General features: G+C 70.3%; 27 protein-coding genes. 21 read left to right on the top strand and 6 right to left on the bottom strand.

What is annotated here, in order from left to right; genetic code table 11:
* The first annotated feature begins 2 nt into the window (after positions 1 to 2).
* The 9 genes from fmt (at position 3) to ribH (ending at position 8489) form a co-directional block, all read left to right on the top strand.
* The gene (gene fmt / locus TFC3_RS20705) at positions 3 to 929 is read left to right on the top strand and encodes a methionyl-tRNA formyltransferase (RefSeq protein ID WP_067502462.1); all 927 of its coding nucleotides are present in this window, start codon (positions 3 to 5) and stop codon (positions 927 to 929) included.
* A complete protein-coding gene (locus tag TFC3_RS20700) occupies positions 926 to 2416 on the top strand; it encodes an RsmB/NOP family class I SAM-dependent RNA methyltransferase (RefSeq protein ID WP_067502457.1) in 1491 nt (496 codons plus the stop codon). Before fmt ends, TFC3_RS20700 begins: the two co-directional genes overlap by 4 nt.
* A gap of 43 nt (positions 2417 to 2459) precedes the next feature.
* The gene (locus TFC3_RS20695; protein WP_067502454.1) at positions 2460 to 3056 is read left to right on the top strand and encodes a sulfotransferase family protein; all 597 of its coding nucleotides are present in this window, start codon (positions 2460 to 2462) and stop codon (positions 3054 to 3056) included.
* A gap of 17 nt (positions 3057 to 3073) precedes the next feature.
* A complete protein-coding gene (gene rpe / locus TFC3_RS20690; RefSeq protein ID WP_067502443.1) occupies positions 3074 to 3751 on the top strand; it encodes a ribulose-phosphate 3-epimerase in 678 nt (225 codons plus the stop codon).
* The gene (locus TFC3_RS20685; RefSeq protein WP_067502440.1) at positions 3748 to 4764 is read left to right on the top strand and encodes a response regulator; all 1017 of its coding nucleotides are present in this window, start codon (positions 3748 to 3750) and stop codon (positions 4762 to 4764) included. Before rpe ends, TFC3_RS20685 begins: the two co-directional genes overlap by 4 nt.
* A 375-nt stretch (positions 4765 to 5139) precedes the next feature.
* Positions 5140 to 6195: a bifunctional diaminohydroxyphosphoribosylaminopyrimidine deaminase/5-amino-6-(5-phosphoribosylamino)uracil reductase RibD gene (ribD, locus tag TFC3_RS20680; RefSeq protein ID WP_067502437.1), complete on the top strand. Its 1056-nt coding sequence runs from the start codon at positions 5140 to 5142 to the stop codon at positions 6193 to 6195.
* On the top strand, positions 6195 to 6794 hold the full coding sequence (locus TFC3_RS20675; protein WP_067502435.1) for a riboflavin synthase: 600 nt from the start codon (positions 6195 to 6197) through the stop codon (positions 6792 to 6794). Before ribD ends, TFC3_RS20675 begins: the two co-directional genes overlap by 1 nt.
* A complete protein-coding gene (locus tag TFC3_RS20670; protein ID WP_067502432.1) occupies positions 6787 to 7992 on the top strand; it encodes a bifunctional 3,4-dihydroxy-2-butanone-4-phosphate synthase/GTP cyclohydrolase II in 1206 nt (401 codons plus the stop codon). The genes TFC3_RS20675 and TFC3_RS20670 overlap by 8 nt, the downstream gene beginning before the upstream one ends.
* A gap of 29 nt (positions 7993 to 8021) precedes the next feature.
* Positions 8022 to 8489, top strand: a complete 468-nt coding sequence (gene ribH / locus TFC3_RS20665; protein ID WP_067502427.1) for a 6,7-dimethyl-8-ribityllumazine synthase — start codon at positions 8022 to 8024, stop codon at positions 8487 to 8489.
* 3 nt (positions 8490 to 8492) lie between these two features.
* Here ribH and TFC3_RS20660 read toward each other — a convergent pair whose 3' ends face one another.
* Genes TFC3_RS20660 through TFC3_RS20650 form a run of 3 tightly spaced genes read right to left on the bottom strand, consistent with a single transcriptional unit; the run spans position 8493 to position 10957 of the window.
* Positions 8493 to 9233 (bottom strand): amino acid ABC transporter ATP-binding protein, encoded by a 741-nt coding sequence (locus TFC3_RS20660; RefSeq protein ID WP_067502424.1) that lies wholly within the window; start codon positions 9231 to 9233, stop codon positions 8493 to 8495.
* Positions 9234 to 9236: 3 nt separating this feature from the next.
* On the bottom strand, positions 9237 to 10082 hold the full coding sequence (locus TFC3_RS20655) for an amino acid ABC transporter permease (RefSeq protein WP_067502420.1): 846 nt from the start codon (positions 10080 to 10082) through the stop codon (positions 9237 to 9239).
* Positions 10079 to 10957, bottom strand: a complete 879-nt coding sequence (locus TFC3_RS20650) for an ABC transporter substrate-binding protein (RefSeq protein WP_067502417.1) — start codon at positions 10955 to 10957, stop codon at positions 10079 to 10081. Before TFC3_RS20650 ends, TFC3_RS20655 begins: the two co-directional genes overlap by 4 nt.
* A gap of 78 nt (positions 10958 to 11035) precedes the next feature.
* Between TFC3_RS20650 and TFC3_RS20645 the strand changes: the two genes are divergently transcribed.
* The 9 genes from TFC3_RS20645 (at position 11036) to pheT (ending at position 18887) form a co-directional block, all read left to right on the top strand.
* Complete coding sequence (locus TFC3_RS20645; protein ID WP_067502414.1) at positions 11036 to 11299, top strand: phosphoribosyl-ATP diphosphatase; 264 nt, start codon at positions 11036 to 11038, stop codon at positions 11297 to 11299.
* Positions 11300 to 11341: 42 nt separating this feature from the next.
* The gene (gene hisG, locus TFC3_RS20640) at positions 11342 to 12187 is read left to right on the top strand and encodes an ATP phosphoribosyltransferase (RefSeq protein WP_067502411.1); all 846 of its coding nucleotides are present in this window, start codon (positions 11342 to 11344) and stop codon (positions 12185 to 12187) included.
* Positions 12188 to 12206: 19 nt separating this feature from the next.
* On the top strand, positions 12207 to 12653 hold the full coding sequence (locus tag TFC3_RS20635; protein WP_067507151.1) for a PH domain-containing protein: 447 nt from the start codon (positions 12207 to 12209) through the stop codon (positions 12651 to 12653).
* A 332-nt stretch (positions 12654 to 12985) separates the two neighbouring features.
* Positions 12986 to 13597, top strand: a complete 612-nt coding sequence (gene infC, locus TFC3_RS20630; protein WP_067502409.1) for a translation initiation factor IF-3 — start codon at positions 12986 to 12988, stop codon at positions 13595 to 13597.
* Positions 13598 to 13652: 55 nt separating this feature from the next.
* Positions 13653 to 13847, top strand: coding sequence for a 50S ribosomal protein L35 (rpmI, locus tag TFC3_RS20625; RefSeq protein ID WP_067502406.1), 195 nt, complete (start codon positions 13653 to 13655; stop codon positions 13845 to 13847).
* A 39-nt stretch (positions 13848 to 13886) separates the two neighbouring features.
* Positions 13887 to 14279: a 50S ribosomal protein L20 gene (gene rplT / locus TFC3_RS20620; RefSeq protein WP_067502403.1), complete on the top strand. Its 393-nt coding sequence runs from the start codon at positions 13887 to 13889 to the stop codon at positions 14277 to 14279.
* 71 nt (positions 14280 to 14350) lie between these two features.
* Positions 14351 to 15157: an RNA methyltransferase gene (locus TFC3_RS20615; RefSeq protein WP_067502400.1), complete on the top strand. Its 807-nt coding sequence runs from the start codon at positions 14351 to 14353 to the stop codon at positions 15155 to 15157.
* A 186-nt stretch (positions 15158 to 15343) separates the two neighbouring features.
* Positions 15344 to 16405 carry a phenylalanine--tRNA ligase subunit alpha gene (gene pheS / locus TFC3_RS20610; RefSeq protein ID WP_067502397.1) on the top strand — a complete coding sequence of 354 codons (1062 nt, stop codon included), beginning with the start codon at positions 15344 to 15346 and terminating at the stop codon, positions 16403 to 16405.
* A gap of 1 nt (position 16406) precedes the next feature.
* The gene (gene pheT / locus TFC3_RS20605) at positions 16407 to 18887 is read left to right on the top strand and encodes a phenylalanine--tRNA ligase subunit beta (protein WP_067502395.1); all 2481 of its coding nucleotides are present in this window, start codon (positions 16407 to 16409) and stop codon (positions 18885 to 18887) included.
* Between the two features lie 62 nt (positions 18888 to 18949).
* On the opposite strand, the gene TFC3_RS20600 is transcribed toward pheT, so the two are convergent.
* A complete protein-coding gene (locus TFC3_RS20600) occupies positions 18950 to 19750 on the bottom strand; it encodes an S-adenosyl-l-methionine hydroxide adenosyltransferase family protein (RefSeq protein ID WP_067502394.1) in 801 nt (266 codons plus the stop codon).
* Positions 19751 to 19830: 80 nt separating this feature from the next.
* Here TFC3_RS20600 and TFC3_RS20595 point away from each other — a divergent pair, with 80 nt between their 5' ends.
* Positions 19831 to 20406, top strand: coding sequence for a DinB family protein (locus TFC3_RS20595; protein WP_067502392.1), 576 nt, complete (start codon positions 19831 to 19833; stop codon positions 20404 to 20406).
* On the opposite strand, the gene TFC3_RS20590 is transcribed toward TFC3_RS20595, so the two are convergent.
* Positions 20407 to 20823 (bottom strand): PPOX class F420-dependent oxidoreductase, encoded by a 417-nt coding sequence (locus tag TFC3_RS20590; protein ID WP_067502390.1) that lies wholly within the window; start codon positions 20821 to 20823, stop codon positions 20407 to 20409.
* A 76-nt stretch (positions 20824 to 20899) separates the two neighbouring features.
* On the bottom strand, positions 20900 to 21253 hold the full coding sequence (locus TFC3_RS20585) for a VOC family protein (protein ID WP_067502384.1): 354 nt from the start codon (positions 21251 to 21253) through the stop codon (positions 20900 to 20902).
* A 65-nt stretch (positions 21254 to 21318) separates the two neighbouring features.
* Here TFC3_RS20585 and TFC3_RS20580 point away from each other — a divergent pair, with 65 nt between their 5' ends.
* Entirely contained in the window at positions 21319 to 21762 is a 444-nt protein-coding gene (locus TFC3_RS20580) for a MarR family winged helix-turn-helix transcriptional regulator (protein WP_067502381.1), read from the top strand.
* A 205-nt stretch (positions 21763 to 21967) separates the two neighbouring features.
* A partial coding sequence (locus TFC3_RS38165; RefSeq protein ID WP_161952647.1) for a hypothetical protein occupies positions 21968 to 22197 on the top strand: 230 nt, incomplete at its 3' end.

Raw genomic sequence — 22197 nt, 5'->3', positions numbered from 1 at the left:
CCATGCGTCTGATCTTTGCCGGTACGCCCGAAGTCACGCTGCCGTCGCTGGAAGCCATCGCCGCGTCGTCGCACGAGCTCATCGCCGTCGTCACGCGCCCCGACGCCCCCGCGGGCCGGGGCCGCAAGCTGGTCCGCTCGCCCGCCGGGGCGTGGGCCGGCGAACGCGGCATCGAGGTGCTCACCCCGCAGCGCCCCCGCGAGCCCGAGTTCCAGGACCGCCTGCGCCAGCTCGCGCCCGACTGTGTGCCGGTGGTCGCCTACGGCGCGCTGGTGCCCCCGTCCGCGCTGGAAATCCCCGAGCACGGCTGGGTCAACCTGCACTTCTCGCTGCTGCCCGCTTGGCGCGGCGCGGCCCCTGTGCAGCACGCCGTCCTGCACGGCGACGAGGTGACCGGCGCCAGCGTGTTCGAGCTGGAGGCGGGCATGGACACCGGCCCGGTCTACGGCACGCTCACCGAGCAGATCCGCAGCGCCGACACCTCAGGTGACCTGCTGGGCCGGCTCGCTACCGAGGGCGCCGGGCTGCTGGTCGCGGTGCTCGACGCGATCGAGGCCGGCGCTGCCCGCGCGCACCCGCAGCCCGCCGACGGAGTCTCGATGGCCCCGAAGATCACCGCCGAGGATGCGCGGGTCCGCTGGGGTGACCCGGCGTTCGCCGTCGACCGCCGGATCCGGGCCTGCACGCCGGCCCCCGGCGCGTGGACCACTCTGCGCGGCGAGCGGCTCAAGCTCGGCCCGGTGCGCCCGGTGGCCAACGCCGCCAGCCTGGCCCCCGGCGAGCTGCTGGTCGAGCGCACCCAGGTGCTGGCCGGCACCGCCACCACCCCTGTCATCCTCGGCGAGGTCCGCGCCGCCGGGAAGAAGCCCATGTCCGCCGGTGACTGGGCCCGAGGTTTGCGGATCAATCCGGGAGAGCAGCTTCAGTGAGTTCCGAGCACCGCGCCGATCGTCCGCACAACACCGGCCGCCCGCGCCGCCCGGGAGGCCCCGGCTACGGGCGCACCCAGGATCGTGACGCGCGCTCCGGCCGGGCCCCGCGCGCCGGGCGCCCGCCGTCCGACCCGGCCCGCCAGGCGGCGTACGAAGCCATCGCAGCGGTGCACCGCGACGACGCGTACGCCAACCTGGTGCTGGCCGGGATCCTGCGTGACCTGGGCCTGCACGGGCGTGACGCCGCGTTCGCCACCGAGCTGACCTACGGCACGCTGCGGGCGCTGGGCACCCTCGACCTGATCATCGCCGATGTTGCCGGGCGGGACGTGACGCGCATCGACCCGCCGGCCCGCGACGCGCTGCGCCTGGGTGCCTACCAGCTGCTGTTCACCCGGGTGCCCGCGCACGCCGCGGTGAACCAGACCGTCGACCTGGTCCGCTCGGTGGCCCCGGGCGCCGCCGGGTTCGCCAACGCGGTCATGCGCGGCATCTCCGAGACCGGGGTCGAGGACTGGCTGGCCAAGATCGCGCCGGACTACGACGAGAACCCGGTCGGCAACCTCGCGGTGGTGCACAACCACCCGGAGTGGGTGATCCGCTCGTTCGCCGAGTCGCTGGGCGGCGACCTGCAGGACACCGCGCGCCTGCTGATCGAGGACAACCAGCCGCCGGTCGTGCACCTGTGCGCCCGTCCGGGCCGGGCCGACGCGGTGGACCTGGCCGACGAGGTCGGTGGGGTGCCGGGGGCCTTCTCGCCGTACTCGGTGTATCTGACCCACGGCGGTTCCCCCGCTGAGCTGGCCGCGATCCGCGAGGGCCGCGCGCACGTGCAGGACGAAGGCTCCCAGTTGGTCGCCGCGGCCCTGCTCGCGGCGCCGGTCGAGGGTCAGGACACCCGCTGGCTGGACCTGTGCGCGGGTCCCGGCGGCAAGACCGGTCTGATCGGCTCGATCGCCGCCCAGCGCGGCGCCGAGGTCACCGCGGTTGAGGTGGCCGATCACCGGGCGCGGCTGGTCGAGCAGGCCACCACCGGGCTGCCGGTCACCGTGCTGCCGACCGACGGGCGCACCGTGGGACGCGACCCCGACCTGCCCGAGGAGGGCTTCGACCGGGTGCTGGTGGACGCGCCCTGCACCGGTCTGGGTTCGCTGCGCCGGCGCCCCGAGTCGCGCTGGCGCCGCAAGCCCGCCGACCTGCCGCCGCTGACCCGGCTGCAGCGCGAGTTGCTGGTCTCGGCCCTGCGCGCGGTACGCCCCGGTGGCGTGGTCGCGTATGTGACCTGCTCCCCCCACATGGTGGAAACGCAGGTCACGGTCACCGAGGGTGCCCGCCGCAGCGGTGTCGACGTCGACTTCGTGGACGCCAGGCCGCTACTGCCGCCGGGCATGCCCAAGCTCGGCCCGGGCCCGACCGTGCAGCTCTGGCCGCACCGGCACGGCACCGACGCCATGTTCCTGGCCGTGCTGCGCCGCACGAGCTGATTTTCCACGCTTTGGGTCAACAAAGTGCAGGTATGCGGGGCGCATGGATGTCATCGGAGCAGGATTCGGGCGCACCGGCACGCTGAGCCTCAAACTGGCCCTGGAGCGGCTCGGCTTCGGGCCGTGCCTGCACATGCGGGCGCTGCTTGACGATCCCGAGCGGGCCGCGTTGTTCCGCCGGGCCGCCGGGCATGAGCCGGGCGCGCTGGGCAAGGCGATGCAGGGCTACCGTTCCACGGTGGATTGGCCCGGCGCGTACTTCTGGCGTGCCCTGGTCACGGCGAACCCCCAGGCCAAGGTCATCCTCACCGTGCGTGACCCCCGGACGTGGTACGCCAGCGCCCACCGCACGATCTATCAGGCGTCCCGGCATGCGGCCGGCGACATGATCGACACCGTGGTGTGGGACGGCACGTTCGCCGGCCGGTTCACCGACCGTGACCACGCCATCCGGGTTTTCCGGGAGCATGCCGCAGCGGTACGCCGGGAAGTGCCCGCTCACCGCCTGCTGGAGGTGCAGGTGAGCCAGGGCTGGGCCCCGATCTGCGGCTTCCTCGGCGTGCCGGTGCCCCCGGAGGACTTCCCCCACGTGAACGACACCGCCAGCTTCCAGGAACAGGTGGCCGGGCGCCGCAGGTGAGGTCCTACACTTCACTCGTGGAGTCATCGCCGATCATCGCCCCCAGCATCCTCGCCGCGGACTTCGCGCGTCTGGCCGACGCCGTGCATGACATCGAGGGCGCCGCCGATTGGGTGCACGTCGACGTCATGGACAACCATTTCGTGCCGAACCTGACGATCGGCCTGCCGGTGGTGCAGAGCCTGCGCAAGGCGACCAGCATCCCGTTCGACGTGCACCTCATGATCACCGATCCGGAGCGCTGGGCGCCGGGCTACGCCGAGGCCGGGGCGTACAACGTGACGTTTCACGCCGAGGCCTGCGAGAACCCGGTGGCGCTGGCGAAGACGCTGCGCGCGGCCGGAGCCAAGGCCGGGCTGGCCATCGACCGGGACACGCCCGTGGAGCCATACCTGGAACTGCTGCCCTATGTGGACACCGTGCTGATCATGACGATCAAGGCCGGGTTCGGCGGGCAGAAGTTCATGCCGGAGATGCTGGACAAGGTCCGCGACGTGCGCCGCCGGATCAGGGCCAAGAACTTGCAGGTACGCCTGGAGGTCGACGGTGGCATCGCGGCCGACACGATCGAGCAGGCAGCCGAGGCCGGCGCGGACGCCTTCGTGGCCGGCACCGCGGTCTACGGCGCCGACGATCCCGCCGAGGCCGTCCGCAAGCTCAAGGCGCTCGCCGAAGGCACTACGGTACGAGCATGAGTTCGAAGCCGGTCAACGTCAGTGATGCGCCGGGCGCGGATCCGGCCGACCGGCCCGACCTGGTCATGGTCGTCGACGATGACGACGACATCGCCGGCTTCGTCGCGTTCAACCTGCAGGTGCACGGCTTCGAGGTGCTCCGGGCGCACCACGGCGAGGAAGCGCTCGAGATGATGGAAACGCGCAAGCCCGACCTGGCAGTGGTCGACTGGATGATGCCGGTGATGGACGGCGTCGAGCTGACCCGCCGGCTACGCGCCGAGCCGCTCACCTCCGCGCTGCCGGTGATCATGCTGACCGCCAAGGGCATGACCGTGGACAAGGTGGTCGGGCTGACCGCAGGGGTCGACGACTACCTGGTCAAGCCGTTCGACACCGCCGAGCTGATCGCCCGGGTGTCCTCCACGCTGCGGCGCAACAAGGAGTTCCGCGAGGTCTCGCCGCTGACCGGGCTGCCCGGCAACGCCCGGGTCACCCGCGAGATCGTCGACCGGATGAAGGGCAGCACCGACTTCTCCGTCGGCTACATCGACATCGACCGGTTCAAGCCGGTGAACGACGTGTACGGCTTCGACCGCGGCGACGAGTTCATCACCACGCTCGCGCGCAGCGTGCACCGGGCGGCCACCGCGGCGGGCCGCCCGTCGGTGTTCCTCGGCCACATCGGCGGCGACGACTTCGTGTTCGTCTGTCACCCCGACCAGGTGCTGCCGCTGACCAAGCACATGGTGACCGACTTCGAGGCGGCGGCCGACCGGCTGTACGACCCCGAGGATGCCCAGCGCGGCTACATCGAGGTGCCGGACCGCCGCGGGGGTAAGCAGCGGGCGGCCCTGGTCACCCTGTCGATCGGTGTCGCGCAGTCCACGCAGGGCGGGCGGCGCTTCGTCGACTACCGCGAGGTTGTGGCGGTGGCCTCGGAGATGAAGAAGGTCGCCAAGAGCCAGCCAGGGTCGTACGTGGCCATCGATCGCCGCAAGAGCGAGCCGGAGCCCGACGAACCCACGTTGTGATCTGGATCCCGGCCTGGGTGGCAAATCGAGTCCGGCGTGACACACTCGGGGTTAACCCACCACGCGCTGGCGGGACTCGGTGAAATTCCGAACCGGCGGTGATCCCCGCATTCTGGGGTAAGCCCGCGACCCGGACGCCGCACCTTGGCGGCCGGTGGACCTGGTGGGATTCCGGGGCCGACGGTGGATCGCACGGCCGCTCGTGGAGCCGCACGATCCGACAGTCCGGATGGGAGACAGCGCGCGGGACAGGACCGTGGGCTCGTTTTCCAGACCCCATGACCGGGGAACGCTTGGCGTACCCCGATGTCCTTCTCCCTGCGTTGGCATCCCGCTCGTCGCGCGTGACCGATCCGCGCGAGGAGAACGCAGCCGATGCTCACCGAGGATCAAGCGATGGCCCGCGCGATTGCGCTTGCCGCCCGTGGCCTCGGCACCACCAGCCCCAACCCGATTGTCGGGTGCGTGCTGCTCGGTGCGGACGGCGAGGTCGTCGGGGAGGGTTTCCACGCGTACGCCGGTGGCCCGCACGCCGAGATCGTGGCGCTGGCCCAGGCCGGTGACAAGGCGCGCGGCGGCACCGCAGTGGTCACTCTGGAGCCGTGCAACCACACCGGTCGCACCGGTCCGTGCGCGCAGGCGCTGATCAACGCCGGGGTTGAGCGCGTGGTGATCGCCGTCGACGACCCGACACCCGCCGCGGCCGGGGGAGCCGCCACGCTGCGCGACGCCGGGGTGCGGGTCGAGACCGGGGCGCGCCGGGGCGAGGCGGAGGCCGGCAACGTGGCCTGGCTGACCGCCGTGCGCCGGGGCCGGCCCTATGTGACCTGGAAGTACGCGGCGACCCTGGACGGGCGCTCGGCGGCCGCTGACAGCACCAGCAAGTGGATCACCTCCGAGCCTGCGCGTACCGACGTGCACCGGCTGCGCGGCACGGTTGACGCCGTCATCGCCGGGGTCGGCACGGTGCTCGCCGATGATCCGCACCTGACGGTCCGGGATCTGCGGAACGGCTCGCTGGCGGTCAAGCAGCCGCTGCGGGTGGTCGTCGACAGCTTTGGCCGTACCCCCGGAAATGCCCGCGTGCGCGACAGCGCCGCGGAAACCTGGGTCGCCACCGCGGCCGCGCTCGGGGCCGGACCCGACGGCCGCGTCGACCTGACCGCTCTGCTTGCCGAGTTGTACTCGCGGGGCGTGCGCGCCGCTCTGCTCGAAGGCGGACCGGTGCTGGCCGGCGGCTTCCTGGCGGCGGGCCTGATCGACCGGGTCGTGGGCTACGTCGCCCCCAAACTGCTCGGCGCCGGACGCACCGCCCTGGTCGACGCCGGCGTCACCACCATTGCCGAGGCCATCGAGCTGGACCTGGACGAGGTCACGCAGATCGGCCCGGATGTTCGCTTCACCGCCACGCTCCGCGAGAAAGGACACTGATGTTCACAGGCATCGTCGAGGAACTCGGTGAGGTCGTGCACCTGAGCGACGCGGGGGGCGACTCGGCCGTTATCGCCGTGCGCGGGCCGCTGGTCACCGAGGACGCGAAACACGGCGACTCGATTGCGGTGAACGGCGTCTGCCTGACCGTCATCGACGCCACCGGCGGGGTGTTCACCGCCGACGTCATGGGCGAAAGCCTGCGGCGCACCTCGCTGGGCGCGCTCGCGGCCGGGTCCCCGGTCAACCTGGAACGCGCCGCGACCGCCGGCACCCGGCTCGGCGGGCACCTCGTGCAGGGCCATGTCGACGGCGTGGGCCGGATCATCTCGCGCGAGCCGGCCGAGCAGTGGGAGGTGCTGACCTTCTCGCTGCCGCCCGAGCTGGCCCGCTACGTGGTGGAGAAGGGCTCGATCACCGTGGACGGGGTGTCGCTGACCGTCATGGCGCTCACCGCTGACACCTTCAGCGTCGGGCTCATCCCGACCACGCTCAAGCTCACCGTGCTCGGGTCCAAGAGCGCCGGCGACCCGGTCAACCTCGAGGTTGACGTGATCGCCAAGTACGTCGAGAAGATGCTGGGGGAGCGCCATGCGTGAGCGGGTGGAACGGGCGATCGCCGACATCGCCGCGGGCAAGGCCGTGATCGTGGTCGACAACGAGGACCGCGAGAACGAGGGCGACCTGATCTTCGCCGCGCAGATGGCCACGCCCGAGCTGGTCGCGTTCATGGTTCGCTACTCCTCGGGCTACATCTGCGTACCGCTGAGCGAGCAGGAGGCCGACCGCCTCGACCTGCCGCCGATGTTCCACACCAACCAGGACGCGCGCGGCACGGCGTACGCGGTGACCGTCGACGCCCGCCACGGCGTGAGCACCGGCATCTCCGCCGCCGACCGGGCCCACACCATCCGGCTGCTCGCCGGCGCGGACACCCAGCCCGCCGACCTGTCCCGGCCCGGTCATGTGGTGCCGCTGCGCGCCAAGCCGGGCGGGGTGCTGCGCCGCCCCGGGCACACCGAGGCGGCCATCGACCTGGCCGTGCTCGCCGGGTTGCGGCCCGCCGGGGTGCTGTGCGAGATGGTCAACGACGACGGCACCATGATGCGCCGGCCCGGCCTGGAGGCCTTCGCCGCCGCGCACGATCTCGCGCTGATCAGCATCGAGGAGCTCATCGAATACCGCCAGCACCACGAACGCCAGGTCGAGCGGGTCGTCGAGACCCGGCTGCCCACCGAGCACGGCGACTTCACCGCGGTCGGCTACCGGGCGAGCGTGGACGGTTCCGAGCACGTGGCGCTGGTGCGCGGCGACCTCGGCGACGGTCAGGACGTGCTGGTGCGCGTGCACTCGGAGTGCCTGACCGGCGACGTGTTCGGCTCCAAGCGCTGCGACTGCGGCCCCCAACTGGACGCGGCGCTGGAGCGCGTCGCCGAGGCGGGCCGCGGCGTGGTGCTCTACATGCGCGGGCACGAGGGCCGGGGAATCGGGCTGCTGCGCAAGTTGCAGGCCTACCACCTGCAGGACAGCGGCCTGGACACCGTCGACGCCAACCTCGAACTGGGCCTGCCGGCCGACGCCCGCGACTACGGCACCGGCGCGCAGATCCTGTACGACCTCGGCGTGCGCTCGATGCGCCTGCTCACCAACAACCCGGCCAAGCGCGCCGGCCTGGAGGGCTACGGGCTGACCATCACCGGGCGCGAGGCGCTGCCCGTGCGGCTGCACCCGGAGAACGTGCGGTACCTACGGACCAAGCGTGACCGTATGGGCCACCTGTTCGAGGCTCTGGGCTGATAATCGTTTCTACGATCAAGGGGGCACACATGGCCGGTTTCGGAGATCCGCACCTGGACACCGTCGACGCAGGCGGGCTCAAGCTCGGCATCGTCGGCTCCCGCTGGCACAGCGACCTGGTCGACCACATGGTCGAGCGGGCCGAGGCAGCGGCCAAGGCTTGCGGCGTGAATGACGTGGTGGCGGTGCGCGTCGCCGGCTCGGTGGAGCTGCCGATCGTCGCGCAGGCCCTGGCGAAGAAGTGCGACGCAGTGGTGGCGCTGGGCGTGGTCATCCGCGGCGAAACCGCGCACTTCGACTACGTGTGCGACGCGGTGACCGCCGGGCTGACCAGGGTCGCCCTGGACGAGCGGACCCCGGTCGCGCACGGCGTGCTCACCGTCGAAAGCCTCGGGCAGGCCCGCGACCGGGCCGGCCTGGAGGACTCGATCGAGGACAAGGGCTGGCAGAGCGTCGTGGCCGTGCTCGACGCGGCGCTGACCATCAAGAACCTCTAGCGGCTAGAGCCGGCCCGCCTCGATGATGCGGGACAGGAACTGACGGGTGCGCGGCTCGACCGGGTCGCCCAGCACCTGCGACGGCGGCCCGGCTTCCAGGACCCGGCCGCCGTCGAGGAACACGACCCGGTCGGCGACCTGGCGGGCGAAGCCCATCTCGTGGGTGGCCAGCACCATGGTCATGCCGTCGTCCTTGAGCCCGCGGATCATCGTGAGCACCTCGCCGACGAGTTCCGGGTCGAGCGCCGAGGTCACCTCGTCCAGCAGCAACAGCCGGGGGCTGTTGACCAGCGCCCGCACGATGGCCACGCGCTGCTGCTGACCGCCGGAGAGCCGGTCGGGATACGAGTCCGCCTTGTCGGCCAGCCCCACGCGCTCCAGCCACTGCATGGCCTGCTGCCGGATCTCCACCGCACCGCGCCCGTGCACCTTGTCCGGCGCCAGGGTGATGTTGCGCAGCACGCTCATGTGCGGGAACAGGTTGTAGGACTGGAACACCATGCCGATGCGGCGCCGTACCTGATCAGGGTTGGCCTTCGGGTCGGTGATGTCCTCGTCGTCGAGGCGGATGGTGCCATCATCGATTTCGGTCAGCAGGTTGATGCAGCGCAGCAGCGTGGACTTGCCGGAGCCGGAGGCCCCGATCAGCGCCACCACCTCGTGCTCGTCCACCTGCAGCGACAGATTGTCGAGCACCACCGTCGAACCGAACGTCTTACGGACGTTTTCGCAGCTCAGCAGCATAGTTCAGGCTCCCGCGGACTGGCGGCGGGCCGCGCGCAGCGTGACCCAGTCGGTGACCCCGATCAAGGGCAGGGCAAGAAGCACGAACAGGACCCCGGCGACGATGTACGGCGTGAAGTTCGTGTAGTAAGCCGAGTCGATCTGCGCTGCTCGTACCGCGTCGATCGGACCCGCCAGCGACACCAGCCCGACGTCCTTCTGCAGCGCCACGGCATCGTTGAGCAGCGCCGGAGTGACCCGCCGGACCGCCTGGGGCAGCACCACATGGCGCATCGTCTGGCGGTAGGTCAGCCCCAGGGACCGGGCCGCGGCAAGCTGGCTGGGGTGCACCGACTCGATGCCGGCGCGGATCACCTCGGCCAGGTAGGCGCCGTACACGATCACCAGCGTCGCCCCGCCAAGCACCAGCACGCTGGGCATTCCCTGCAGCCGCAGCCCCGGAACGCCGAGCGTGAAGACGTACAGCACGATGATCAAAGGCAGACCGCGGAAGGTGTACGTGTACCCGGTCGCCAACGCCCGCAGCGGGAAGAACACCGGACCTCGCAGCGTGCGCGCGACGGCCACGAGCAGCCCCAGGGCCAGCGCGGCGATCGTGCACACCACGAGCAGCCGGATGTTGAGCCAGAGGCCCTCGATCACCTGCGGGAACGCCTTGCGGGCGATGTCGAGGTCGAAGAACGACCCCTTGACGCGGTCCCAGCCGGGCGCGCCGGTGACGCCGATGACCAGCGCGCCGCCCACCACCGCGGTGGACAGCGCCGCGAGCAGCACCGAGCGGACCGTCTGCCGTCTGCGGTAGGCGATCCGCCCGAGGTGGAGGTCGCTGGGCCGGTGCTGCTCGCTCACGAAAGTTCGGGGGCTCCGCCGCTGGTCAGCCACGTCTTCTCAAGCACCGCGAGGGTGCCGTCCTGGCGCAGCTGATCCACGGCGTCGCTCACGCACGGCGTCAGCTTCGAGCCCAGGTCGAGCACCAGGCCGAACTGCTCGGGCACGCCCACCTGCGGCAGCTGACCCACGATGATGCCGTTGTCCAGCTCCGCCGCGGTCATGTAGAACGCGGTCGGCAGGTCCACCACGAGCCCGTCGATCTGCCCGTTCTGCAGCGCCGCCTTGGCGTCGTCGTTGTTGTTGTAGACCTGCGCCTGCGCGCTGGGCTTGATCAGCTCGTTGATCGCCTGGTAGCTGGTCGTGCCGACCTGCGCGCCCAGCTTGGCGTTCTTGAGCTCGGCCACGGTCTTCGCGTTCGCGATCTTCGAGCCCTTGGTGGTGATCACCGTCTGGCGTACGAGGTAGTACGGCGAGGAGAAGTCCACGGCCTTCTTGCGCTCGTCGGTGATCGAGAACTGGTTGATGTCGAAGTCGAACGCCTTGGGGCCGGGCGCGATCGCGTTGTTGAACGTCACCGAGGTCCACGTGACGTTCTGCGCCGGGTAACCGAGGCGCTCGGCAACCGCGTAGGCCACGGCGGACTCGAAGCCCTTGCCGTTCGCCGGCTTGTTGTCGGTGAACCAGGGCTCGTACGCCGGGTTGTCGGTGCCGATCGTGAGCTTGCCCGCGGCCACGGTGTCCAGGGCGCCCTGGGCGCAGGTGGCGTTCGAGGCGGACGCGGAACCGGAACCGGTGGCCGATGGCGACGCGGCCTCATCGGCGGGTGCGCAGGCGGCCAGTGTGGCGAGGAGCACAGTGGCACCGCCGAACGCGGCGAGGGTGTTTCTGAGCATGAACCGCAGCCTAGGGCACGTCCCAGTAGATAGGCCCGTCCGTTGCCACCCCGTAATGAGCTGCAACAATCTGGCGTCGTGAAGACGTTCGAAGAGTTGTTCGCCGAGTTGCAGCAGCGCGCGGCCGAGCGGCCCGAGGGTTCGGGCACCGTCGCGGCGCTGGACAAGGGCGTGCACTTCATCGGCAAGAAGGTCGTCGAGGAAGCCGCAGAGTCCTGGATGGCCGCCGAGCACGAGGGGCCGCAACGCACCGCCGAGGAGCTCTCGCAGCTGCTCTACCAGGCGCAATGCCTCATGATCGCCACTGGACTCGACCTTGAGGACGTTTACCGACATCTCTGACGTGCCCTCGCCCCTCATTGATCTTCTTCGAAGGAGCACGTCATGTTGCGTATCGCCGTCCCCAACAAGGGAACCCTGTCCGGACCGGCCGCCCAGATGCTGCGCGACGCCGGTTACCGCCAGCGCACCGACCCCAAGGATCTCGTCTGCCGTGACGAGGACAACAACGTCGAGTTCTTCTACCTGCGCCCCCGCGACATCGCCACGTACGTCGGTTCGGGTGATCTGGATCTCGGCATCACCGGCCGCGACCTGCTCGTCGACTCCGGGGTCCCGGCGCGCGAGGTGCTTGACCTGGGCTTCGGGGGCGCCACGTTCCGCTGGGCCGCCCCGGCCGGCACGCTGGAGTCCGCGGCCGGCATCGGCGGGCGGCGCATCGCCACCGCCTATCCCGGCGTGGTCGAGCGCTACCTCGCCGAGCACGACCTCAAGGCCGAGGTGGTCCGCCTCGACGGCGCCGTGGAGAACGCGGTCCGCCTGGGCGTGGCCGACCTGATCGCCGACGTGGTGGAAACCGGGGCCACGCTGCGTCAGGCCGGACTGGCCACACTCGGTGAGCCGCTGCTGCGCTCCTCGGCGATCCTGATCGCCCGCGCCAGCGACGACCCCGGCCCCAAGTTGTCCCAGTTGGTCCGGCGCCTGCAGGGTGTGCTGGTGGCCCGCGGCTACGTGATGCTGGCCTACGACGTGCGCGCCGACCTGATGGAGAACGCCACCGCGCTGACCCCGGGCATCGAGTCGCCGACGGTGTCCCCGCTGCACCGCGAGGGCTGGGTGGCGGTGCAGGCCATGGTCCGCCGCGCCGACGTGCACCGCGTCATGGATGAGCTGTACGAACTCGGCGCCCGGGCCATTCTGGTCACCGACATCTCGAACTGCCGGCTGTAGGGGTGGCACAGTGGTTGACGTGAGTACGCAGCAGCAAGTCGAGTTCCGGCCCAAGCGCATCCGCTGGGTCGCGGGCATCTGCGCGGCAGCGGTGGTGATCCTGTTCACCGCGCTGAGCTTCGGGCTGCACGGCTCGACCGGCGACGGCTTCGGGCAGTTCGAGCGCGGCGATCAGAGCGCGATGATCGGGCTGGGCGTGCTGGCCGGGCTTGGCATCCTCGCCTTTACCCGGCCGCGGGTGAAGGCGGACGCCAGTCACGTGCAGATCCGCAACGTGCTCGGCAACTACGACCTGCCCTGGGCGGCGGTCAAGGCGGTGCGCTTCGACCGGAACTCGGCGTGGGCGATGCTGGAGCTGCACGGCGACGAGACGGTGTCCGTGCACGCGCTGCAGGCCGCCGACAAGGACTACGCCGTGCAGGGCGTGCGCGCGCTGCGGGCCCTTCATTCGGCCGCCACGCCCTGAGCTGGTAGACTTCTGCGTTAGTCGACCACGCCTGCCCTCCGACGACCGCAAGATCGACGCGGCTGGCGCGAAAGAGGAGCCCGCTTGGCTCCCACCCACGTCGTCCCTTGAGGCGGCATGGGTCCGGTCAACCGATCACGGGAATATCCCGCGGTGGGTGTGCGTCCTTGTATGGGCGCCGATGACCGGTCGAGCGGGCCCTGGCATATGCCGGGGCCTTCTGCTTTCCCGCCGCCCGGTGGTCAGAGGGCGGCGCGAGGCCGACCGACATTGGCAGAGCCGTCGCCGCATCGCCGGCGAGGGCGACCATAAGTACGTTCTGAGGAGGCCCCATCAGCGTCGAACCACGCGTTAACGAACAGATCCGGGCACGAGAGGTCCGGCTGGTCGGCCCCGAGGGTGAGCAGGTGGGCATCGTCCCGCTCGAGCGCGCCCTGCAGCTGGCCGCCGACGTCGACCTGGACCTGGTCGAGGTTGCGCCGATGGCGCGCCCGCCGGTGTGCAAGCTCATGGACTTCGGCAAGTTCAAGTACGAGAGCGCACTCAAGGCGCGCGAATCGCGGCGCAACCAGCAGCAGACCGTCATCAAGGAAATGAAGCTGCGCCCCAAGATCGACCCGCACGACTACGAGACCAAGAAGGGTCACGTGGTGCGGTTCCTCAAGGCGGGCGACAAGGTCAAGGTGACGATCATGTTCCGCGGTCGTGAGCAGAGCCGCCCGGAGCTGGGTTTCCGGCTCCTGCGCCGGCTCAGCGAGGAGATCTCGGAGCTCGGCTTCGTCGAGGCCAGTCCCAAGCAGGACGGCCGCAACATGATCATGGTGCTGGCCCCGCACCGGGCCACCAAGGCCGCAGCGGTCGCGGCCGCTCCGGGTGCCAAGACCCGCGAGCCGCGCGAGGGCGAAGAGGCCGAAGCGCCGGCCACCGAGAGCACGGCAGAGTAATTGAGGCCCCGCGGTGATCAGGCCGCGGGGAAGATTTGATGAGAGTAGGCGTCAAGTGCCGAAGATGAAGAGCCACACCGGCATGGGTAAGCGGGTGAAGGTCACCGGCAAGGGCAAGCTTGTTGTCGAGCAGGCCGGCAAGCGTCACCTGCTGGAGGGCAAGTCCTCCAAGACCACCCGCCGGATGACCGGTACGGTCGTCGTGGCCAAGGCCGACACCAAGCGAGTGAAGAAGCTGCTGGGCCGCTGACGCGCGCGCCACAACCGTTCCCCTGTTAGGAGTACTGAAATGGCACGCGTCAAGCGGGCAGTAAACGCCCAGAAGAAGCGTCGCACGTTGCTGGAGACCGCCAGCGGATACCGCGGTCAGCGCTCGCGCCTGTACCGCAAGGCCAAGGAGCAGGTGCTGCACTCGATGCAGTACTCGTACCGCGACCGCCGTGACCGCAAGGGCGACTTCCGCCAGCTGTGGATCACGCGCATCAACGCCGGTGCCCGCGCCAACGGCATGACCTACAACCGCCTCATCCAGGGCCTCAAGCTGGCCGGTGTCGAGGTGGACCGCAAGATCCTGGCCGACCTGGCCGTCAACGACGCCGCCTCGTTCGCGGCGATCGTCGAGATCGCTCGCGCCGCCGTTGCGGCCGAGGGCACGGGTGGCGCTGCCGCCCAGGCCGCCTGAGTAACGCACCGCACTTTGGGAACGCCTTCCGCCGCGGCGGGAGGCGTTCCTTTGCATCCGGAGGGCTTTCTGTGACGTTCACCCCGCGCACCCCGAGGGTCGTCGCGGCCCGCCGCCTGCAGCGCCGCCGCGACCGGGACAAGGCCGGGCGGTTCCTGGCCGAAGGACCCCAGGCGGTGCGATCGGCGCTGGCTGCGGGAGTGGTTCTCGACTTGTTCGGTACGCCCGAAGCCCTCGCCCGCCACGGCGACCTGGCACTGCAGGCACCCACCGTGTCCCCGGTCACCGATGAGGCGCTCGCCGGCCTGGCCGAGACCGTGCAGCCCCAGGGGCTTGTGGCTGTCTGCGAACAGGTGGACGTACCGCTGGCTGGTGCTCTTGCCAAGAATCCCCGGCTGGTGGCGGTGGCCGTGGAGATCCGGGATCCGGGCAATGCCGGGACGATCCTGCGTACCGCCGACGCGGCCGGGGCCGGGGCGGTCATCTTCGCGGGTGACGCCGTGGATCCGTACAACGGCAAATGTGTCCGCTCCTCGGCAGGCAGCCTGTTCAACGTGGACGTGGTCCGGGCGCCGTCGCTTTCGCTGAAAGAGCTGAATGCGTTCCAGGTGCTGGCCACTACCGGGTACGGCGACACCGACCTCGATGAGCTGCTCGACGACGGTTCCCTGGCTGCCCCGACCGTGTGGTTGTTCGGCTCGGAGGCGCACGGACTCGATTCGTCCTACCTGCGGGCGGCGGACAAGAGGGTGCGCGTACCCATCTACGGGGGTGCCGAGAGCCTGAACCTGGCTGCCGCCGCAGCGGTCTGCTTGTATGCTTCGGCCAGAGCGCAACGCTCCTCTTCTGCTGGAGATCCTCATGAGTCAGGTGTTTAGCCGGCCCGCTGGTCGCGGGCACGTGCGCTGACTCTTTGCGCTTACTTCCCTGACCGGCGGGCGGCGGCTGAGCCGCGCGTCCGTACACTGATCCACCTGAGTCACCCCCTCGCGGCCCTCGCTGCGCTCGGTGCACTCGGCTGCGACGGCCGTTGGCTTATCCGGTGTGAGGGAGTTCGCCCGACCATGTCTTACCGCAACGATCCGTACGACCCGAAGCAGGCGGCTCTGCTGGCCCCCGAGGCTCTCGAAACCGCGGTCGCCGAGGCCGAAGCGGCCTTCGCCGAGGTCACCGACCTCGACGCGCTCGGTGCGCTCAAGCCGGCCCACCTGGGCGACCGTTCGCCGGTGTCGCTGGCCCGCCGCGAGATCGGCTCGCTGCCCCCGGCCGCCAAGTCCGACGCCGGCAAGCGCGTCAACGTTGCCCGCCAGGGCGTGCAGGCCGCGTTCGACGCGCGCCAGGCCACGCTGGAAACCGAGCGCGCCGCCCGCGTGCTGGTCGAGGAGCGCGTGGACGTCACGCTGCCCTGGGACCGCCGGCCGCAGGGGGCCCGGCACCCGGTGACCACGCTGATGGAGCACATGGGCGACCTGTTCGCCGGCATGGGTTACTCGGTCGTGGACGGCCCGGAGCTGGAGCTGGAGTGGGCCAACTTCGACGCGCTCAACATCGGCCCGGACCACCCGGCGCGCGGGCTGATGGACACGTTCTACGTGGACCTGCCCGGCCTGGTGATGCGCACCCACACGTCACCCGGTCAGGTGCGCACGATGCTCAAGCAGCAGCCGCCGATCGCCGTGGTCAGCCCCGGGCGGGTGTACCGCACCGACGAGGTGGACGCCACGCACAGCCCGGTGTTCCACCAGATCGAGGGCCTGGTCGTGGACGAGGGCATCACGATGGCGCACCTCAAGGGCACCCTCGACCACTTCGCCAGGGCGCTGTTCGGCCCGGACGCGCGCACCCGGTGGCGGCCGCACTACTTCCCCTTCACCGAGCCGTCGGCGGAGTTCGACGTGTGGTTCGCCCAGCACCGCGACGGCCCACGCTGGGTCGAATGGGGTGGCTGCGGCCTGGTCAACCCGCAGGTGCTGGTGGCCTCCGGCATCGACCCGGAACGCTATTCCGGGTTCGCGTTCGGCATCGGGGTCGAGCGCACGCTGATGTTCCGCAACGGCGTCAGCGACATGCGCGACATGGTGGAGGGTGACGTCCGGTTCACCCGCAACTTCGGTATGGCGGTCTGACATGAAGCTCTCCCTTTCCTGGCTGCGCGAGTACGTCGAGCTGCCCGCTGCCCCCGACCCGGCCGAACTCGACCGCACCCTGGTCGGCCTCGGCATCGAGGTCGAATCCGTTGTCGACCAGGCCGCCACCGTCAAGGGCGGCCTGGTCGTCGGGCGGGTTCTCGAGATCGAGGAACTCACCGGCTTCAAGAAGCCCATCCGCTTCTGCCGTGTCGACGTCGGCAACCCCGAGCCGCAGGAGATCGTCTGCGGGGCCCGCAACTTCGCGGCCGGCGACCTGGTCGTGGTGATCCTGCCCGGCGGCGAGCTGCCGGGTGGCTTCGTGATCGGCGCGCGCAAGACGTATGGCCGCAACTCCCACGGCATGATCTGCTCGGCGGCCGAGCTGGGCCTGGGCACCGACCACGACGGCATCGTCGTGCTGCCGGCGGATTCCGCGGTGCCCGGCACCGACGCGCGCCCGGCGGTCGGGCTCGACGACGTCATCGTCGACGTGGAGATCACCCCGGACCGGGGCTACCAGATGAGCGTGCGAGGCATCGCGCGCGAACTCTCCCACGCCTACGATGCCGCCTTCACCGACCCCGGCCACGGCTCCGCGGTGGCCCCCACGGCCGAGGCGCCGCACCCGGTGCGCGTGGAGGACACCGTGGGCTGCGACCGTTTCTCGGCGGTTGTGGTGCGCGGCATCGACCCGAGCGTCCCGTCGCCCGGCTTCATCCAGCAGCGCCTGACCACCGCCGGCATCCGGTCCATCTCGCTCGCCGTGGACATCACCAACTACGTGATGCTCGAACTCGGCCAGCCCATGCACGTGTTCGACCTCAACCTGCTGCGCGGCGGGCTGGTCGTGCGCCGGGCCCGGCCGGGGGAGAAGCTGACCACCCTCGACGGGGTGGCCCGCGTTCTCGACGCCGAGGACATGGTCATCTGCGACGAGTCGGGTCCGATCTCGCTCGCCGCGGTCATGGGCGGCGAGACCAGCGAATACCAACCGACCACCGTGGACGTGCTGCTCGAGGCGGCACACTGGGACCCGGTCATGGTGGGACGCACGGCCCGCCGGCACAAGCTGTTCAGCGAGGCGGCCAAGCGCTGGGAGCGGGGCGTCGACCCGCAGCTCACGCTGGTTGCCCTGGCGCGCGCTGTCGAACTGCTGACCACGTACGCCGGGGGCACGCCCGACGAGTTCGTGCTCGACATCAACCACGTCGCGGACCCGGCCCCGATCAACCTGCCCACGGACCTGGCCACCCGGCGCATCGGGGTGCCGTACGGGGTGGACCAGCTCGGCGACCTGCTCACCAAGGTCGGCTGCACGCTGACCGGGGTGGAGCCGCTCGACGTGACCCCGCCGTCCTGGCGTCCCGATCTGCTCGCCCCCATCGACCTGGTCGAGGAGGTGGCCCGCCTCGGTGGCTACGACGCCATCCCGAGCGTCCTGCCCGCGACGCGTGGCGGTGGCGGGCTGAGCGCCGAGCAGATCCGGCGGCGCACGGTGGGCCGGGCCATGGCGGAAAGCGGCTACGTCGAGGTGTTGTCGTACCCGTTCGTCGCCCCCGGTGCCGCCGACGCCTTCGGCCTGGCCCCCGACGACCCCCGGCGCAGCGCGGTCAAGCTGACCAACCCGCTGTCGGAGCAGGAGCCGCTGCTGCGCACCTCGCTGCTGCCGCCGCTGCTGGCCACCCTCAAGCGCAACCTCGGCCGGGGTGAACGTGACATCGCCCTGTACGAGCTGGGCACGGTGTTCCAGCCGCACCTGAGTGCGACGGCCCCGCCGGTGCTCGGCGTGGACCGGGCACCGTCGGAGCCGGAGTGGACGGCGGCCAACGCGATCGTCCCGGCGCAGCCGTGGCACCTCGCAGTGGCGCTGACCGGTGACGCCGCCCCGGCCGGCTGGTGGGGTCAGGGCCGCACGGCCACCTGGGCCGACGCGATCGAGGCGGCTCGCACGGCGGTGTCCGCGGCGGGCATCTCCCCGGAGCGCGTCACCGTGCAGGCGGCCGGCTACGCGCCGTGGCACCCGGGCCGCTGCGCCGCGATCCTGGTCGACGGCAAGCTGACCGGGCACGCGGGGGAGCTGCACCCGGCCGTCCTGTCGACCTTGGAGCTGCCCAAGCGCACCTGCGCCATGGAGATCGACTTGGACGCGCTGCCGGTCAAGCCGGTCACCCAGGCCCCGGTCATCTCGTCGTTCCCGCCGGCGCTGATCGACGTGGCGCTGGTCGTGGAGTCGTCGGTGCCGGCCGCGTCGGTGCAGGAGGCGCTGGTTGCCGGGGCGGGTTCGCTGCTGGAATCGGTGCGGCTGTTCGACGTCTACGAGTCGGCGGCCCAGCTCGGCGAGGGGCTCAAAAGCCTGGCGTACAAGCTGACCTTCCGCGCCCCTGACCGCACGCTCACGGTCGAGGAGGCGGTGGCAGCTCGTGATGCGGCCGTCGCCGAGGCCGCGTCCCGCACCGGCGCCACCCTGCGCGGCGCCTGAGATTGCTTCATCGGGCCGGGTTCTCCGCCTCCGCGGAGTGCCCGGCCCGCTGTTCTTGGGGCTCAGCCGATCTCCACCGTCACAGGTGTGCCGGAAGGTGGATTGCCGAACAGCTCAGCCGCGTTGCCTCCTCGGGCGAACAGCTCGAAGCACGCGCGTTTTTCTTCGCCTTCGCTTCCACTGGGCGCTTGGTTGCCGCGAGGCCAGCCGGAGCTGCCGGGGGCGAACGAGACCGTTCCCGCCGGCACGGTGAAGACCCCGTCGCTGACCATGGCTTCAACCCGGGCGTCCCCGATGCGAACCCGAACCGTCGTCCCCACCTGCGCCGGCGCCTCGTACCAGCTGGTCTTCAGGTTGCCGTACCCGTCGGTGTAAATCACCGCCCGCTCCGGCGCCCGCGCCACAGTCACCGGCTCGCCCAGCAGGCTCTCGTCCCCGCGAACCAGCCCCGCCACCGCCGCCGGAAACACATCCCTGGACCGGAACTGCGACCCGGCGTCCGGCACGTTCACCGCGCGCAGCGGCACACCCTCGTCGGCCAGGAAGGACAGGCTGGCCCCGGATGCCACCCCAACCACCAGGACGCCCGAAGCGAGCCGGGCCGCCACCAACCGTTCGCCGGCGTTGTCCTCGCGGGGTTCGTCCTCATCCTGCCGCGGTGCCACGTTCGCATAGATCACCCGGTCGGCGGGCCCCTCACCGAACCCGAGCTGGGCCACGCAGAACCCGGCACTCACCGTGTCGAACGGCGGCACCGGGATAGCGGCCACATCAGCCTCCGGCAGCAACCCGGCGAGGCGCTGCCGTACCTCGGCGAACGCCAGATCCCCGGTCCCGTAGTCAGCAACGATCGTCAGCAGCATCCCCTCAACTTACGCCCGCCCGAACTCACCGGCCGGTAAATGCGCGGTGGCCGGGAGGCACCGCTGGCAGGATGCTGCGCATGAAAGCCGACCTCCAGAAGTATCTTCAGGACGCTCGCGACGCGCTGCTGTGGAAACTCGACGGCCTGTCCGACTACGACATCCGCCGTCCCCTCACGCCCACCGGCACCAACCTGCTCGGCCTGGTCAAGCACGTAGCGCTGGTGGAAACGGGATACCTGGGCGAGTCGTTCGGCCGTCCCATCGCCAACCAGCTTCCCGGACTTGAGGACGAGGCCGAGCCCAACGCGGACATGTGGGCCACCCCCGAGGAATCCCGTGAGCTCATCATCGACTTCTACCGCCGGGTATGGGCCCATGACGACGAGACCATCACGACCCTGGACCTGGACGCCGTCGGCCGAGTTCCTTGGTGGCCTGCGCAGACGCGGGAGGTGCCGCTGCACCGGCTGCTGATCCACATGATCTCCGAAACCGAACGCCACACCGGCCACGCCGACATCGTCCGCGAACTCATCGATGGTGCCGCCGGAATGCGCCAAAGCTCCAGCAACCTCCCCGAAGGCGATCCCGCGTGGTGGGCCGCGTACCGGGAGAAGGTCCAGCACGCAGCCGACAAATACGCCGGCTCCTGATCAGGCCACGGTGCGGCTGTTCATGGTCAGGGAATGGGCGTCGGTGTCGGGCTCCTCCAGCCCGAAGCTCAAAATCCGCCGGGGCCGGATGCGAATGATGGGCGCCGGCGTGCCATAGCCCGAGTCGGCCGGAGCGTCGAGAGCCTCGGCGGTGCCACGAATCTCCAAGCAGCGCACACGCCAAGGATTGGTGGACGGCACGTCGTCAACAACGAACGCAACCTGCCCGTTGGCCGCGACATTGCGATACTTGCGACTGTTGGCCATATGGAACCCAGCAATGTCGATGGTGCCGGTACCCGCGTTGTAGCGAAACCCCACCGGACTGTTCTGCAGCGTGCCATCGGGCCGCAACGTAGCCAGCCGGCCAAGCTGCTGTCCGGCCAGATACGCCAGCTCACTCTCCGAAAAGCTCATCCGGCGAGCCTGCACCCTCAACCTCAGTTGAGGTCAAGTCCGCCGTTGGGCAACTATTCAACCGCCCGTCAGTTCCTCAGCCCCGATCGTGCAGCGTCACCTCGTACCCGTCGGGGTCGGCGAACGTGAACGTGCGGCCGAACGGGCCGTCGATGGGTGCCGAGACGATGCGAACTCCGGCGGCTTCGAGGGCGTCGTGGAGGGCTTGGGAGTCGGGCGCGTGCAGCCACAGGGCTACGCCGCGGCCGGGGTAGGGGTTCTCGTCGACGATGGCTTCGCGTACGGCGAAGGCGATGGGCTTGGTGGCGAAGACGACGGCGTGCGGCGGGCCGGGCTGGCGCTGCAGGCCGAAATGCTGCTCGTAGAAGGCTGCGGAGCGTTCAAGGTCGCGTACCTGCAGGGAGATGAAGTCGGGTCCGGTGACAGCCATGGTGGTGCTCCTCTGCTGAGTATGTCAGTTATCTGACATGGCTTAGCGTATGTCAGGATGCTGACATGGGTCAAGTCGAGTTGGACACCTCGTTGGGGTACTTGCTGAAGATGGCGTCGAGCGCCCTGCACTCGGCGATGGAGGCGGTGCTGCGGCCACTCGGAATGACGATCACGCACTACTCATGCCTGGAGCTGCTGTCCCAGCGCCCCGGCCTGTCCAACTCCGACCTGGCCCGCGGCACCTTCGTGACCCGCCAGTCCATGAACGTGCTTTTGCAGGCGCTGGAACGCGACGGACTGGTCGCCCGGCCCGAGCGCGCACCCTCAGGGCGGGTGCTGCCCACCACGCTGACCGCGAAGGGCCGCCACCAGCTCGAAACCGCAAGCGCCGCCGTCCGTGCCGTCGAGGAGCGCATGCTCAACGGTCTGACCGCCACGGAACAGAATCAGATGCGCCACTTCCTCCGCTCCTGCGTCGCCTCCCTCACCACCCCGCAGACGCCCTGACCTCCCGGCCGGCAGAACCGGCTCAGCCCGCAGAGTCCCGCACGCCCAGCCCCGGGCACCTTACGCCGGATGGGGACGCTGTCGAGTTGTATCGCCGCTTGCCTGTGAATCATTGATCGGAGCCGGCTTGCGGATCGATCGGCGCCTCGGTGACGCGGGGATGTGGGTCGCGGCGATGTCGTAGGGGTGAGCTACGGTCGCCCGGATGAGACCGCAGACCGTTCTCTCCGTCCTCGCCGAGCTGGCTCCCGCCGGCGGTGACCGCGTGCACGACGTCACGCGGGGAGGGCAGCCGTTGCTGTGGCTCAAGGACGCCGAGCGTGCGCCGCGCAATGCCGACAGCGACCGTCTTGCCGCGGTTGATGCGCTGCATCGCGACGAGCGCATCCTGCGGCGGGGGTGGGGGTTCGTGGCTGGGCGGGCCGAGATCGAGGG

It is taken from the genome of Actinoplanes sp. TFC3, assembly GCF_001553785.1.
In the GTDB taxonomy this organism is placed as follows: domain Bacteria; phylum Actinomycetota; class Actinomycetes; order Mycobacteriales; family Micromonosporaceae; genus Actinoplanes.
The sequence above is the reverse complement of the archived record's forward strand: the minus strand, read 5'-3'. Positions and strand labels throughout refer to the sequence as shown.

What these genes read in the sequence shown, in the direction of transcription:
- TFC3_RS20590 (WP_067502390.1), bottom strand. Translation starts at nt 20,823, where the DNA reads ATGAGCTTTTCGGAGAGTGAGCTGGCGTATCTGGCCGGACAGCAGCTT.
- hisG (WP_067502411.1), top strand. Translation starts at nt 11,342, where the DNA reads ATGTTGCGTATCGCCGTCCCCAACAAGGGAACCCTGTCCGGACCGGCC.
- TFC3_RS20675 (WP_067502435.1), top strand. Translation starts at nt 6,195, where the DNA reads ATGTTCACAGGCATCGTCGAGGAACTCGGTGAGGTCGTGCACCTGAGC.
- TFC3_RS20650 (WP_067502417.1), bottom strand. Translation starts at nt 10,957, where the DNA reads ATGCTCAGAAACACCCTCGCCGCGTTCGGCGGTGCCACTGTGCTCCTC.
- fmt (WP_067502462.1), top strand. Translation starts at nt 3, where the DNA reads ATGCGTCTGATCTTTGCCGGTACGCCCGAAGTCACGCTGCCGTCGCTG.
- ribD (WP_067502437.1), top strand. Translation starts at nt 5,140, where the DNA reads ATGCTCACCGAGGATCAAGCGATGGCCCGCGCGATTGCGCTTGCCGCC.
- pheT (WP_067502395.1), top strand. Translation starts at nt 16,407, where the DNA reads ATGAAGCTCTCCCTTTCCTGGCTGCGCGAGTACGTCGAGCTGCCCGCT.
- pheS (WP_067502397.1), top strand. Translation starts at nt 15,344, where the DNA reads ATGTCTTACCGCAACGATCCGTACGACCCGAAGCAGGCGGCTCTGCTG.
- TFC3_RS20580 (WP_067502381.1), top strand. Translation starts at nt 21,319, where the DNA reads ATGGGTCAAGTCGAGTTGGACACCTCGTTGGGGTACTTGCTGAAGATG.
- TFC3_RS20670 (WP_067502432.1), top strand. Translation starts at nt 6,787, where the DNA reads ATGCGTGAGCGGGTGGAACGGGCGATCGCCGACATCGCCGCGGGCAAG.
- TFC3_RS20595 (WP_067502392.1), top strand. Translation starts at nt 19,831, where the DNA reads ATGAAAGCCGACCTCCAGAAGTATCTTCAGGACGCTCGCGACGCGCTG.
- rplT (WP_067502403.1), top strand. Translation starts at nt 13,887, where the DNA reads ATGGCACGCGTCAAGCGGGCAGTAAACGCCCAGAAGAAGCGTCGCACG.
- TFC3_RS20695 (WP_067502454.1), top strand. Translation starts at nt 2,460, where the DNA reads ATGGATGTCATCGGAGCAGGATTCGGGCGCACCGGCACGCTGAGCCTC.
- ribH (WP_067502427.1), top strand. Translation starts at nt 8,022, where the DNA reads ATGGCCGGTTTCGGAGATCCGCACCTGGACACCGTCGACGCAGGCGGG.
- TFC3_RS20585 (WP_067502384.1), bottom strand. Translation starts at nt 21,253, where the DNA reads ATGGCTGTCACCGGACCCGACTTCATCTCCCTGCAGGTACGCGACCTT.
- TFC3_RS20685 (WP_067502440.1), top strand. Translation starts at nt 3,748, where the DNA reads ATGAGTTCGAAGCCGGTCAACGTCAGTGATGCGCCGGGCGCGGATCCG.
- TFC3_RS20660 (WP_067502424.1), bottom strand. Translation starts at nt 9,233, where the DNA reads ATGCTGCTGAGCTGCGAAAACGTCCGTAAGACGTTCGGTTCGACGGTG.
- TFC3_RS20600 (WP_067502394.1), bottom strand. Translation starts at nt 19,750, where the DNA reads ATGCTGCTGACGATCGTTGCTGACTACGGGACCGGGGATCTGGCGTTC.